This window comes from Variovorax gracilis (assembly GCF_030317115.1).
GTDB classification, from domain to species: Bacteria; Pseudomonadota; Gammaproteobacteria; order Burkholderiales; family Burkholderiaceae_C; genus Variovorax; species Variovorax gracilis.
Genome location: NZ_JASZYF010000008.1, coordinates 220,495 through 233,945, shown reverse-complemented (window position 1 = coordinate 233,945; position 13,451 = coordinate 220,495). Strand labels below are relative to the sequence as shown.

At 67.2% G+C, this 13,451-nt stretch carries 12 protein-coding genes; 6 read left to right on the top strand and 6 right to left on the bottom strand.

Features of this window, described 5'->3' with window-relative positions:
* Positions 1–84 precede the first annotated feature (84 nt).
* The gene (locus QTH97_RS18040) at positions 85–1,131 is read left to right on the top strand and encodes a serine/threonine protein kinase (RefSeq protein ID WP_286569756.1); all 1,047 of its coding nucleotides are present in this window, start codon (positions 85–87) and stop codon (positions 1,129–1,131) included.
* Here QTH97_RS18040 and QTH97_RS18035 read toward each other — a convergent pair.
* Positions 1,128–2,018 carry a LysR family transcriptional regulator gene (locus QTH97_RS18035; protein WP_286569754.1) on the bottom strand — a complete coding sequence of 297 codons (891 nt, stop codon included), beginning with the start codon at positions 2,016–2,018 and terminating at the stop codon, positions 1,128–1,130. The two genes, QTH97_RS18040 and QTH97_RS18035, sit on opposite strands and share 4 nt — an antisense overlap.
* A 113-nt stretch (positions 2,019–2,131) precedes the next feature.
* Here QTH97_RS18035 and QTH97_RS18030 point away from each other — a divergent pair, with 113 nt between their 5' ends.
* The 5 genes from QTH97_RS18030 to QTH97_RS18010 are packed head-to-tail and all read left to right on the top strand — an operon-like array spanning position 2,132 to position 7,441.
* Complete coding sequence (locus QTH97_RS18030) at positions 2,132–3,859, top strand: acyl-CoA dehydrogenase family protein (RefSeq protein ID WP_286569753.1); 1,728 nt, start codon at positions 2,132–2,134, stop codon at positions 3,857–3,859.
* A 43-nt stretch (positions 3,860–3,902) separates the two neighbouring features.
* Complete coding sequence (locus QTH97_RS18025; RefSeq protein WP_286569752.1) at positions 3,903–4,880, top strand: Bug family tripartite tricarboxylate transporter substrate binding protein; 978 nt, start codon at positions 3,903–3,905, stop codon at positions 4,878–4,880.
* A 28-nt stretch (positions 4,881–4,908) separates the two neighbouring features.
* Positions 4,909–5,886, top strand: coding sequence for a tripartite tricarboxylate transporter substrate binding protein (locus QTH97_RS18020; RefSeq protein ID WP_286569751.1), 978 nt, complete (start codon positions 4,909–4,911; stop codon positions 5,884–5,886).
* The gene (locus QTH97_RS18015) at positions 5,886–6,305 is read left to right on the top strand and encodes a PaaI family thioesterase (RefSeq protein ID WP_286569749.1); all 420 of its coding nucleotides are present in this window, start codon (positions 5,886–5,888) and stop codon (positions 6,303–6,305) included. Before QTH97_RS18020 ends, QTH97_RS18015 begins: the two co-directional genes overlap by 1 nt.
* Entirely contained in the window at positions 6,302–7,441 is a 1,140-nt protein-coding gene (locus QTH97_RS18010) for a CaiB/BaiF CoA transferase family protein (protein WP_286569748.1), read from the top strand. Before QTH97_RS18015 ends, QTH97_RS18010 begins: the two co-directional genes overlap by 4 nt.
* 96 nt (positions 7,442–7,537) lie before the next feature.
* Here the strand turns inward: QTH97_RS18010 and htpG are convergent, their stop codons facing one another.
* The 5 genes from htpG to QTH97_RS17985 form a co-directional block, all read right to left on the bottom strand.
* Complete coding sequence (htpG, locus tag QTH97_RS18005) at positions 7,538–9,580, bottom strand: molecular chaperone HtpG (protein WP_286569747.1); 2,043 nt, start codon at positions 9,578–9,580, stop codon at positions 7,538–7,540.
* A gap of 172 nt (positions 9,581–9,752) precedes the next feature.
* Positions 9,753–10,787, bottom strand: coding sequence for an ABC transporter substrate-binding protein (locus tag QTH97_RS18000; RefSeq protein WP_286569746.1), 1,035 nt, complete (start codon positions 10,785–10,787; stop codon positions 9,753–9,755).
* An 83-nt stretch (positions 10,788–10,870) separates the two neighbouring features.
* Positions 10,871–11,209 carry a hypothetical protein gene (locus QTH97_RS17995; RefSeq protein ID WP_286569745.1) on the bottom strand — a complete coding sequence of 113 codons (339 nt, stop codon included), beginning with the start codon at positions 11,207–11,209 and terminating at the stop codon, positions 10,871–10,873.
* 71 nt (positions 11,210–11,280) lie between these two features.
* Positions 11,281–12,636: a sensor histidine kinase gene (locus QTH97_RS17990; RefSeq protein WP_286569744.1), complete on the bottom strand. Its 1,356-nt coding sequence runs from the start codon at positions 12,634–12,636 to the stop codon at positions 11,281–11,283.
* Complete coding sequence (locus QTH97_RS17985; protein WP_286569743.1) at positions 12,633–13,292, bottom strand: response regulator; 660 nt, start codon at positions 13,290–13,292, stop codon at positions 12,633–12,635. The genes QTH97_RS17990 and QTH97_RS17985 overlap by 4 nt, the downstream gene beginning before the upstream one ends.
* Positions 13,293–13,451 lie beyond the last annotated feature (159 nt).

Here is a 13,451-nt window from a genome sequence, read left to right as displayed (position 1 = left end):
GAGAAAGTCGAATTCATTCTTCTCCGAAGGGCTGGCAGTGTCAATTTGCCCAAAGGTGCAACAGCCAGGGCGGACAATGTCGCCGTGGCGCCTTCAACTACCCCTTCTCCCGATGCGGCTTCGGCCGGCCATCCCTACGAAACCCTCACGCCCGACGTCGTGCTCGATGCGCTCGCAACGCTCGGGCTGCACGGCGACGGCCGGCTCACCGCGCTGAACTCCTACGAGAACCGCGTCTACCAGGTCTACCTGGAAGACCGCAGCGCCGTGGTCGTCAAGTTCTATCGCCCCGGGCGTTGGTCCGATGCCGCGATCCTCGAAGAGCACGGCTTCTCGCTCGAACTCGCTGCTGCCGAAGTGCCGGCGGTGCCGCCGATCGCCATCGATGGCGCGACGCTCCATCGGCACGGCGGCTTTGCATTCAGCGTGAGCCCCTACCGCGGCGGACGCGCACCGGAGCTGGACGATTTCGAGGTGCTCGAATGGGTCGGCCGCTTTCTCGCGCGCATCCACGGGGTCGGCGCGCGAACGCCCTTCGCAGCGCGTCCGGCACTGGACCTGCAGACCTTCGGCATCGCATCGCGCGACTGGCTGCTGGGCCACGAGATGGTGCCGCTGGACGTGCAGCGCGAGTGGGAAACAGCCTGCAACACGGCCTTCGAAATGATCTCGGCCACGGCGCTCGGCACCGACGCGCAGTCTGCCGAGCAGGCCATGAAGAAGCTGCGGCTGCACGGCGACGTGCACCCCGGCAACATCCTGTGGACGCCGACCGACCGCCCCGACGGCGGCCCGCATTTCGTCGACCTCGACGACGCACGTACCGGGTTCGCCGTGCAGGACCTCTGGATGCTGTTGTCAGGCGATCGCGCGCAGCGCACGGGCCAACTGAGCGGCCTGCTCGACGGCTACGAACAGTTCCGCGACTTCGACCGGCGCGAACTCGCGCTGATCGAGCCCTTGCGAACCTTGCGCCTCATCCACTACAGCGCATGGCTGGCGCGACGCTGGGAAGACCCGATCTTTCCGATCAACTTCCCATGGTTCGGGTCGAGCGACTACTGGAAAGGGCAGATACAGATGCTGCAGGACCAGTGTGAGGCGATGGAAGAAGAGCCTCTCTACGCCTAGGCGGCCGACGACGGGTCAACCTGCATCGCCCGCAGGAAGCCCTGCACCACGGCATTCTCCGGCCCGTCGCGCCACACGCAGAACGCTTCGGACCGCGCGACCTCTTCCTCCAGCGGCCGGAACACCGCACCCCGCAGCGCCGTGTGGCGCATGGCGCTCGGCACCAGCGCCACGCCCATGCCCTGCGAGACCAGCGACACCACGGACAGCCAGTGCCGCACCTCATGGCGGACTTCGGGCCGGAAGCCGGCCTGCGCGCAGATGGACAGGATCCGCTCGTGATAGTCGGGCGACACGCTGCGCGAGAACAGCACGAAGGGTTCGTCGCGCAAGCTGGCGGTGGATACGGTGCGCCGTCGCGCCAGCCGGTGATCGACCGGCAGACAGGCCACGAAAGGCTCCGACACCAGCAGAACGTGCCGCAGTTCCGCCGGCATGCGGCTGGTGTGCACGAAGCCGAGGTCCAGCCGGTCATGCAGCAGTTCGACGATCTGCTCGCCCGAGTTCAGTTCGACCATCGTGACCCGCACCGCAGGGTGCTTCGCCTGGAACTTGCGTAGCGCAGGCGGCAGTCCTCGATAGAGCATCGCGCCGACGAAGCCGATGCGCAGCCGCCCGGCCGAGCCCAGGGACACGTCGCGTGCCTGCAGCGCCGCTTCCTCGGCCTGGCGCAGCAGCAGGGTCGCGGATGTCTGCAGCGCCTCGCCGGCCGGGGTGAGGCGCACCTCCTTGCTGTTGCGATCGAAGAGGCGCGCGCCGACGGCGTCTTCCAACTGCCGTATGGCGACGCTCAGCGGCGGCTGTGAAATCGCCAGCCGCCGCGCGGCGCGGCCGAAGTGCAGTTCCTTCGCCAGCACGACGAAGTAGCGCAGGTGTCGCAGTTCCATGCGTTCCATCCGACGCAGTTTTTCACAATAGGCAAATCAGATCAATCAAGACATATCTGATATTGGACAGAAATCGTTGGAGACTCAAAGATGGCGGCCCAAGGAGACAGGCCATGACCACCCGCACCGCCGCATCGACCGGAAACACCACCGCCCATCCCGTGCCCGACCGCCATGGGCAGAACCTCTTCACGACCGACACCGAACTGCACACGCTGCTCGCGCTGTACCTGCCGCCCGAGCTGTTGAAGCACATGCAGCACCACTTCGAGCGCCTCGGCGCGCTGGCAGGTGGCCGGCTCGACGAGCTGGCGCAAGTGGCGGACCACAACCCGCCCACCCTGCAACTGCGCACGCGCACCGGCATCGACGACCAGAAGGTCATCAAGCATCCGGCCTACGTCGAGATGGAGCGCCTCGCGCTCAGCGAGTTCGGCCTGGCCGCGATGTCGCACCGCGAAGAGACGCTGGGCTGGAAGGGCAAGATGCCGCCGCTGGTCAAGTACGTGCTGACCTATCTCTTCGTGCAGGCCGAGTTCGGCCTGTGCTGCCCGGTCTCGATGACCGATTCGCTGGCGCGCACGCTCAAGAAGTTCGGCAGCCCCGAACTGGTCGAGCGCTTTCTGCCGCGCTTCCAGTCGCTGGACTTCGACACGCTCGCGCAGGGCGCGATGTTCATGACCGAGCAGGCCGCCGGCTCCGACATTGCCGCGACCGTCACGCGCGCCTGGCTGGACGACGCCGGCCAATGGCGCCTGAGCGGCGACAAGTGGTTCTGCTCCAACCCCGACGCCGACTTCGCGATGGTGCTCGCGCGCGCCGACGATGCGCCGGCCGGCATGAAGGGCGTGTCGCTGTTCCTGCTGCCGAAGCAGCTCGACGATGGCAGCGCCAACCACTACCGGATCTTGCGTCTCAAGGACAAGATGGGCACGCGCTCGATGGCCAGCGGCGAGATCCGCCTCGAAGGCGCGGTGGCCTACCTGGTCGGCGAGGCGGGCCGTGGGTTCCAGCAGATGGCCGACATGGTCAACAACTCGCGCCTGTCGAACGGCGTGCGCGCCGCCGGCCTGATGCGCCGTGCGGTGGCGGAGGCCGAGTACATCGCGAGCGAACGCCGCGCCTTCGGCAAGCGCCTGGCCGACATGCCGCTGATGCAGCGCCAGTTGCAGAAGCTGCGCCTGCCGGCAGAGCAGGCCCGCACGATGGTGTTCCAGACCGCGCTGGCACTCGCCCGCTCGGACAGCGGCGACAAGACCGCCTACCCCCTGTTGCGCATCCTCACGCCGCTCATCAAGTTCCGCGCCTGCCGCGATGCCCGCAAGGTGACCGGCGACGCCATGGAAGTGCGCGGCGGCTGCGGCTACATCGAGGAATGGGCCGATCCGCGCCTGGTTCGCGATGCGCACCTCGGCTCGATATGGGAAGGCACCAGCAACATCGTCGCGCTGGACGTGCTGCGCGCCGTCAAGCGGGAGAACTCGCTGCCCGCGCTGCAGGACCATTTCTCGATGCTGCTGGATCAGGCCGTGGTGGCGCCTGCATTCGCCGCCGCCCTGCGCGATGCGCTGTTGCGCGCCGCCGCGCTGGCCGAACACGCTTCGCAAGAGGGCGGCGAATTGCTGGCGCGCCAGGCCGCTTCGGCGCTTTATCACACCTGCAGCGCGATCGCGATGGCCTGGGAAGGCTCGCGCACCGGCTCGGCGCAGCGCATCCAGTGGGCACAACTGGTGCTGCTGCATCGCGTCCTGCCGCGCGATCCGCTCGACGCAGGTGGCGTTCCCGAGTCATGGAGCACCGACACCACCGCGTTGCGCGCCAAGGTAGCCGCAATGGCCTGAGACCCCACGTATTCATCACAAGAAACACTTCAAGGAGACAAACATGAAACTGCTCAAGACCTTCGTTCTCGCCGCCTGCATCGCCGCACTGCCTGTCGTGTCGACGTCCCAGGCGCAGACCTTTCCGACCAAACCGGTGACGCTGGTCATCCCGTTCCCGCCGGGTGGCCCTACCGACGCCATGGCGCGCACGCTCGCGGCCGAGATCAAGGACCACCTGGGCCAGCCCGTGATCGTGGAGAACCGCGCCGGCGCGGGCGGCAACATCGGCGCCGACTACGTGGCACGTGCCGAGGCCGACGGCCACACCCTGCTGTTCGGCACCTCCGGCCCGCTGGCGATCAACTCCAGTCTCTATCGCAAGATCAACTACGACCCGGTGAAGAGCTTCGCGCCGGTGATCCAGGTCGGCCACCTGCCCAACATCCTGGTCGTGAATCCCTCCGTGCCTGCCAAGGATGTGCGCGAGCTCATCGCCTATGCCAAGGCCCATCCGGGCAAGCTGAGCTACGCGTCGTCGGGCAACGGTGCCTCATCGCACCTGGCGGGCGTGCTCTTCAACGGCATCGCCGGCACCGATCTGCAGCACATTCCGTACAAGGGCACCGGCCCGGCGCTCAACGACCTGCTGGGCGGCCAGGTGTCGATGAGCTTCACCGACGTGCTGACCGCGCTGCCCTACGTCAAGGCCGGGAAGCTGCGCGCACTCGGCATCGCCACTGCGCAGCGCTCGCAGGCCCTGCCCGACCTGCCGACGCTCGCCGAGCAAGGCGTCACGGGCTATGACGTCAGCGTGTTCTTCGGCATCGTGGCGCCGGCTGGTACGCCGCCGGCCACGATCGCGAAGCTCAACAAGGCCTTCGCGGACGCGCTCGCCACGCCGAAGGTCAAGCAGTTGTTCGCCTCACAGGGGCTGGAGCCGGCGCCTTCGAACACGCCGGAGCAACTGGGCAAGTACATCGGGGCGCAGGTGACGAAGTGGTCCTCCGTCGTCAAGCAGTCAGGCGCGCAACTGGACTGAACGCACAACGACATCAAGGAGATACGTCATGAAGTTCCCGCTCACCCGAAGAAGGCTTCTGTCCGCAGCCACCGCCACCCTGGCCCTGGGGGCCGGCGCAGCGATGGCCGCGCCCTTCCCCGAACGCCCGATCACGCTCATCGTTCCCTATGCGGCCGGAGGCCCGACCGACCAGCACCTGCGCACGCTCGCCGACGAAGCCGGCAAGGTGCTCGGCCAGGCCATCGTGCTCGACAACCGCCCCGGCGCCAACGGCATCAACGGCGCTGCAGCGATGCCGCGCGCCACGGCCGACGGGTACACGCTGGCCGTGCTGCCCGCATCGGTGTACCGCGAGCCCTACGTCAACAAGGTGGCCTTCGACCCGGCCACCAGCTTCTCGTACATCGTGATGCTGTCCGACTACACCTTCGGCCTGACCGTGAAGGCCGATGCGCCCTGGAAGACCTGGAAGGACTTCGCCGCCGATGCCGCGAAGCGTCCGGGCCGGATCAACATCGGCGCGACCGGCGCCGTCGGCACCCCGCGCATCGTGATGGACGAGGTCGGCGCCATGGCCAACCTGCAATTCAACATGGTCCCGTACAAGGGCGACGCCGACGTGGCCAATGCCATCCTCGGCGGCCACATCGATGCGGCCCCGCTCTCGGGCGTGGCCGTGCCGCACATCGAGGCGGGCAAGATGCGCTACCTCGCGATGCTCACGCCGAAGCGCGTGAAGCGCTACCCCGACCTGCCGACGCTCAAGGAACAGGGCATCGACGCGTTCATCGATTCGCCCTACGGCATCGCCGGACCGGCAGGCATGGACCCGGCACGCGTGAAGGTCGTGCACGACGCCTTCAGGAAGGCGCTGGAATCCCCGGCAAGCCAGCGTGTGATGGACCAGCTGAACCAGCCGATGAACTACATGGGCTCCGACGACTACCGCAAGTACGCGCTGGCGAGCCTGGCCCGCGAGAAGGACCGTGTCGACCGCCTGCGCAAGGCCGGGCTGCTGGACTGATGGCCGTGACCTTCGACAACGAAGCCCCCGGCATGCTTTTCGGCCTGCCCATGCCGATGGCGAAAGCTTTCGGACTGCGCGGCGAGGAGATCGGCGATGACCGGGCGCGCGTGCGCATGCCGCCCGACCCGGCACACACCAACAGCCGCGGCGACGTGCACGGCGGCGCCCTCGCCGTGCTGATGGATTGCACGCTGGCAAGCGCCACCCGCGCGCATGCGCCGACGCGCTACGGTGTCGTGACGATCGACCTGTCGCTTCATTTCGTCGCGCCCTGCGCCAGCGACGTCATCGCCACGGCCACCTGCGAACGACGTGGCCGCTCTCTGTGCTTCGCGCGCGGCGAGGCGCGCAATGCGCAAGGCGATCTGTTGGCGCTCGCCACCGGCACCTTCAAGCTCGTAGAAAGATCATCATGACCCCGACTGCCAAGACCGGCGCACTCGCCGGCATCCGCGTCCTCGACATCTCGCGCATCCTCGGCGGCCCGTACTGCGGCCAGATCCTCGGCGACCACGGCGCCGACGTGCTCAAGGTCGAGCCGCCCCAAGGCGACGACACGCGCACCTGGGGGCCGCCCTTCAAGGAAGGCGTGGCGTCGTACTACCACGGGCTCAATCGCAACAAGCGCACCATGGCGCTCGACCTCGGCAGCGCCGAGGGGCGCGACGCGCTGCTGGCGCTGGTGGCCGAGGCCGACGTGCTGGTCGAGAACTTCAAGACCGGCACCATGGAACGCTGGGGCATCGGCTACGACGAGCTGTCGAAGCGTTTTCCCCGGCTGATCTGGTGCCGCGTGTCGGGCTTCGGCGCCGACGGCCCGCTCGGCGCGCTGCCGGGCTACGACGCCGCGGTGCAGGCGATGACCGGCATCATGAGCATCAACGGCGAGGCCGACGGCGGCCCGCTGCGCGTCGGGCTGCCGGTGGTCGACATGGTCACCGGCCTCAACGCGACGATCGGCGTGCTGCTTGCACTGCAGGAACGCACGCGCAGCGGCCGGGGCCAGTTCATCGAGGCGGCGCTGTACGACAGCGGCCTCTCGCTGCTGCATCCGCATGCCGCGAACTGGTTCATGGATGGCGCGGTGCCCCGGCGCACCGGCAATGCGCATCCCAACATCTACCCGTACGACGCACTCGCGACCCGCACGGACCCGATCTTCGTCGCGGTCGGCAACGACCGGCAGTTCGCAAGCTTCTGCGCCTGCATAGGACAACCCGCGCTCGCGGACGATCCGCTCTACCGCACCGCGGGCGCGCGCTCGATTCACCGCGAGGGCCTCAAGCAGCGGCTCGAAGCCGCGCTGGCGGACTTCGATGGGCGCGCGATGGTCGAGACCTTGATGGCCGCCGGCGTGCCTGCGGCGCCGGTGCTGTCGGTGGACGCCGCGCTGGAACACCCGCACACGGCCCATCGTGGCATGGTGGTGGAACTGGAAGGCGGCTACCGCGGCGTTGCGTCACCCATCAAGCTGAGCCGTACGCCGGCAACGTACCGGCATGCGCCATTGACGACGGGTGAGAGCTTCATCGAGTCGGACGCCGCCGCCTGATCTCGACCCGCCGCGGAACCGGCCAAGCCGGGCCGTCAGCGGCGCGCCCCCTGGGAGGGGGGGGCGGCCGCACGAAGGGGGCAGCCGGGGGTGTGCTCAGACCAGCAAGGCGTTCACGCGCCGCACGTACGCAGCCGGATCCGAAGGGAGCCCGCCCTCGGCCAGCAAAGCCTGATCAAACAGGATGTTCGCCAGATCCTCGAAGTGCGCCGAGCCTTCCAGCTTCTTCACCAGCGGATGCTCGGCATTCACCTCCAGCACGGGCTTCACTTCCGGTGCCGGCTGCCCGGCCTGCTTGAGCATGCGCGCGAGCTGCGTGCTCATGCCGCCGTCCTGCACCACGAGGCAGGCCGGTGAATCCACGAGGCGCGTGGTGACGCGCACGTCCTCGGCCTTGTCCTTGAGGACTTCCTTGAGCCGCTCCAGCAGCGGCTTGAACGACTCCGCAGCCTCTTCAGCCGCCTTCTTCTCGGCCTCGTCCTGCAGCTTGCCGAGATCGACCGCGCCCTTGGCCACGCTCTGCAGAGACGTGCCGTCGAACTCGGTCAGGTAGTTGAGCGCCCATTCGTCGACGCGGTCGGTCATCAGCAGGACCTCGATACCCTTCTTCTTGAAGATCTCGAGCTGCGGGCTGTTCTTGGCCGCGGCCAGCGTATCGGCCGTGATGTAGTAGATCGCGTCCTGGCCTTCCTTCATGCGCGACTTGTAGTCGGCGAAGCTCACGCTCACCGTGTCGGTCGTGCTCGACGCGAAGCGCAGCAGCTTAGCGATGCGCTCGCGGTTGCCGAAGTCCTCGCCCAGGCCTTCCTTGAGCACGGCGCCGAACTCGGCGTAGAACTTGGCGTACTTGCCGGATTCGTCGGTGTAGCCGGCAGCCGCTTCGGCGGCAGGCGTGCTGTCGGCGGCCTTCTTGTCGACGACGTCCGTCACGCCTTCGGTCGGCTCGGGCGTGGGCACGGATTCGCCGGAACCGACGTCGATCTTTCCCTCGCTGCTTTCGCTGCCGGTCTTCTGCTTCTTCGCGAGGTCTTCCAGCATGCCCAGCACGCGCTTGGTGCTGCCTTCGCGGATGGCCTTCACGTCGCGGCTCTCCTGCAGCAACTCGCGGCTCACGTTGAGCGGCAGGTCCGCGGAGTCGATCACGCCCTTCACGAAGCGCAGGTAGCTCGGCAGCAGCGCCTCGGCGTCGTCCATGATGAAGACGCGCTTGACGTAGAGCTTCACGCCCGCGCTCTTGTCGCGGTTCCACAGGTCCATCGGCGCCTTGGCCGGAATGTAGAGAAGCTGCGTGTACTCGGTGTTGCCTTCGACGCGGTTGTGGCTCCAGGCGAGCGGCGCCTCGTAGTCGTGGCTGATGTTCTTGTAGAAGTCGACGTACTGCTCTTCGGTGATGTCCTTCTTGGCGCGGCTCCAGAGTGCGTTGGCCTGGTTGACCGGCTCCCACTCGCCGGTCTTGACCATCGCGCCGCCCTTGTTGTCCTCGCCTTCCTTCCACTCTTCCTTGTCCATGAGGATGGGCAGGGAGATGTGGTCGGAGTACTTGCCGATGATGGACTTGAGCTTCCAGGCGTTGAGGTATTCGTCGGCATCGTCACGCAGGTGCAGGATGACGCTGGTGCCGCGCTGCGGACGCGTGATGGTGTCGACCTCGAAATCGCCGGCGCCGCTGCTGGTCCAGCGCACGCCTTCTTCGGCCGGCACGCCCGCGCGACGCGACTCGACCGTGATCTTGTCGGCCACGATGAAGCCCGAGTAGAAGCCCACGCCGAACTGCCCGATGAGCTGCGCGTCGGCCTTCTGGTCGCCCGAGAGCTTGCTCATGAACTCCTTGGTGCCGCTCTTGGCGATGGTGCCGAGGTTGTCGATGGCTTCCTGCTGGCTCAGGCCGATGCCGCTGTCGGTGATGGTGAGGGTCTTCGCGTCCTTGTCGAAGGACACGCGCACGTCCAGGTTGGGCTGGTCTTCGTACAGCGCGGGCTGGTCGATGGCCTCGAAGCGCAGCTTGTCGCAGGCATCCGACGCATTCGAGATCAACTCTCTCAGGAAGATTTCCTTGTTGGAGTAGAGCGAGTGCGTGACGAGGTAGAGCAGTTGCGCGACTTCGGCCTGGAAGGGGAGTTTGGTCTTGGGAATAGTCATGGCACGGAGAGCAAATCGAAGAGAAAACGCCGCTTTCGGCAAACGAAGAACTTTACAAGACACGCACCGGCGAGGCCATCGTGACGAATTCTCGCCAAGGCAGTGCGCCCGTCGCCGGGAGAAGACGGTTGCAAAGTCTTACGCGTAATTATTTGGCTGAAAGTACCCGGAGCTATCTAGGTTCTGACTCGATCTCGCGGGTCCAGCGATCGATCAGGCGCTTGCGCTCGGCCGCCTTGCCGTACTTCTCGAAGTCGTACTTGATAAGCCGGACATCCGCCATCGAGGGAATGCGCGGGTCAGGCTTGAAGGTCTTGTTGGCCGGCGACTGCAGGCTGCCTGCCTTGGCGCCGATCGCCTGCCCCGCCGGGCTCATCAACCAGTCGTAGTAGCGGATGGCATTGGCCTTGTTGCGAGCGCCCTTCACTAGCGCGATGCCGCCGATCTCGTAGCCCGTGCCTTCGCAGGGCGCCACCGCCTTCACCGGGTACTTGTCGAAGCGCCACTTGTCGAAGCCGAAGATGAAGCTCACGCCGATCGCGACTTCGCCCTTCGCCACATTGGGCGCCTGCGCCTGGCCGCTGCGCGTGTAGGCGATGGTGTTGCGGTGGAGCTTCCTGAGATAGTCGAAAGCCTGTTCCTCGCCCATCAACTGCACCAGGCCGGCGACGATGGTGTAGCCGGTGCCGCTCGTGCCGGGGTGTGACATCTCGACCTCGCCCTTGTATTCGGGCTTGACCAGGTCAGCCCAGCAGTGCGGCTCGGGCAGCTTCTTTTTCTTGAGCACGTCGGTGTTGAAGCCGAAGCCCATGGCGCTCGTGTAGAAGCCGCCGACCATGTTCCCCGACATCGCGTACTGCCGCACGGACCAGTCGTACAAGTCGTTGATGTAGGCCGGCCGGTAGGGGTCGAGCAAACCCTGCTCCGCCGCCTGCAGGAAGGGATCGCCGGTGCCGCCCCACCAGATGTCGGTCTTTGGATTGGCCGCTTCAGCGCGCAACTGGGCCCCGATCTCGCCGGTGCCCTTGTGCGCCTGCAGCACGCGGATGCCGGTGGCCCGCGTGAACTCCGCCGCCGCCGCTTCGCACCATCCCGCATCCGTGCTGCACAGCGCGTTGACGGTGCCCTGCGCTGCGGCATTGGTTGCCACGAGGGAGCCGAACAGCGCAACGGCGACGGCAGTGGATTTGGAGGCAGCAAGGCGCATGGGCTATCCCGGGTCTCACGAAGAAAACCCGAGGATAGCGCCTGCCTGCGCGCGAAAGCGCAGGCCAACGGGGACGCGAACGTTCAGTGCGGCGTACCCGAGGTGATGCCGGCCATGCCGGTCGACTGGCCGATGGACTCGGTGTTCATGGGGTGCGATGCCTCGATGGCGCCCCTCCTCACCTCTTCGCGGGTGAGCTGCGAACTGACCATCGGTGCGGCCGTCGACTGGCCGATGGATTCGGTGCCGGTCGGCCGCGCTGCCGCCATGGCGCCTGCGCTCACTTCGTCACTGGACACCGCGCCGTTCGTCTGCATCGGGCGATAGTCCGACCCGTCGGACTGCGCGCTGGCGGTGATCGAAGCGAATGCGGCAAGCGTCGCGAAGGTTCCGGCGGCGAGGACTTTGAGTGAAGCATGCATCAGGGTCTCCTGGAGTGGGCTGGCTTGACTCTAGGTGGCCTGAATGAGGCGGGAATGAGCAAAGACTTAGCTCAGGATGAGCGCGGCAGGAACACGCGCGCGAGCAGGCCGGGGCCGTCCTTGCGGTTGGACAGCTCGATGCGCAGGCCATGCCGCAGCGCGGCCGTCTGCGCAATGGCGAGCCCGAGCCCGCTGCCGCCCGGCGGTGCGCCTGCAACGCGGAAGAACCGGTCGAACACGCGCCCGAGGTGCTCTGCCGGAATCCCCGGACCGTTGTCCGTCACGTCGACCACTGCATGTCCATCGATCTCGTGGAGCCGCACATCGACCACTCCGCCTTGCGGCGCGTAGCGCACTGCGTTGTCGATGAGGTTGTCGAACACGCTGCGCAGCTCGGCGACGGGCGCGGTCACGAGCGGCGTGATGCGGCCCTCGAAGCCGACGTCCACGTGGCGCTGGTCGGCGAGCACCAGTAGCTGGCTCACGCTGTCGCGCAGCAGGGCCGCGATGTCGACCGGCCCGCGCGCGCTGGCCGCGGGCGCGTCCTGCCGCGACAGGCGCAGCAATTGCTCGATCAGATGCTGGGCGCGCTTCACCCCGCCTTCGAGCTGCGCGAAGCGTTCGGTCGCATCGCCCGGGGGCACATGGGCGCGCAGGTTCTCGATCTGCAGGCCGATCGCGGTCATCGGCGTGCGCAGCTCGTGCGCGGCGTCCTGCATGAAGCGGCGCTGGGCCGACAGGGTGTTGCGCAGGCGGGCGAGCAGGCTGTTGAAGGCCGTGACGAGCGGCGCGATTTCCTCCGGCACCCTGGTCACGGGCAACTCGGCCGGATTGCCCTCCTCCTGCGCAGCGACGTCGCGCGCCACGGCGCGAAGCGAGCGCGATGCGGCCGACACGATGAGCAGGAGGATCAGCAGCGTGATCGGCAGCAGCACGAGGATCGGCAGGCTTTCCAGCAAGGCGCGGCGCACGATGCGGGTGCGGCGGAAGCTGTCGTTCTGCAGCACTTGCACCTTTGGCATGTCGGCGGCCGGGCTTTCCTCGGCGGTGTAGACGCGCCACGCGTCGCGGCCCTGGGTGCCCAAGCGAACGTCGCTGAAGCCGGACTCGGCCTGCAGCGGCATGTCGAGCGCGGGCCATGAACTGGCAAGGAGGGTGCGACCGTCGGCGGCGAAGATCTGCACGACGAAGGTTCCGCGCCGGAACACGTCCTCGTCGCTGGCGGGCTGCAGGGTGGGCAAGCGATGGTGCGTCGCATGCGACTCGGCCACCAGCCGCATCTGGTCGTCCATGAAGTTGTTGACCAGCCGGCCATAGGCCACGTAGGAGAGCCAGGCGGTGGTCGCGATGGCCACCAGATGCAGCGCGACCAGCCACCAGAGCAGGCGCGCGCGCAGCGACCGGGGTCGAAAGCCCGGGACGGTCACGCCGGCACGACCCGCCACCCGAGCCCACGCACGTTGCGTATGGCCTCGGCGCCGAGCTTGCGCCGCATGCCGTGGATCAGCACGTCGATGGCGTTGCTGGTGACTTCCTCGCCCCAGCCGTAGATTCGGTCTTCGAGTTGCTCGCGCGAGAGGATGGCACCGGGTCGTTCGAGCAGTGCATGCAACAAGGCGAATTCGCGAGCGGTGAGCACTTCGCGGACGCCGTTGACAATGACGTCGCGAGTGGTCAGGTCCAGTTGCAGCGCAGCAGTGCCGATGACGGAGTGCGCGGCACCGTCCCGCCGCCGCACGACGGCACGCATGCGCGCCAGCAGTTCGCGCAGTTCGAAGGGCTTGAGCAGGTAGTCGTCGGCGCCGAGGTCCAGGGTGTGGATTCGGTCGTCGAGTCCGTCACGGGCGGTGAGCACCAGCACTGGCGTGGCGTCACCGCGTTTGCGGGCGCGTCGCAGAACCTCGGTGCCGTCTTCCTTGGGCAGGCCCAGGTCAAGCAGGACGCAGGTGTAGCCACCATCAGCAAGGGCGCTATGGGCCAACGCGCCGTCGCGCACCCAGTCGACCGACCAGCCTGCGTTGTCGAGCGCATGCATGAGGCTGCGGCCGATCATCTCGTCGTCTTCCACCAGCAATGCGCGCACGGGGGCTCCTTGTGTGACACACAGTTTGGGGGAGGCTACGCTGGAAATCTTAGTTGTGCATGAGGGTCGCGTTTTTCCCTTGGGGCGGGCGCCCGGTAGGCGGTGCGGGCCGGCCGACCCCGCTGCGCCGGCCCTTCGGGCTTCCTTGCGGTGCTCGCT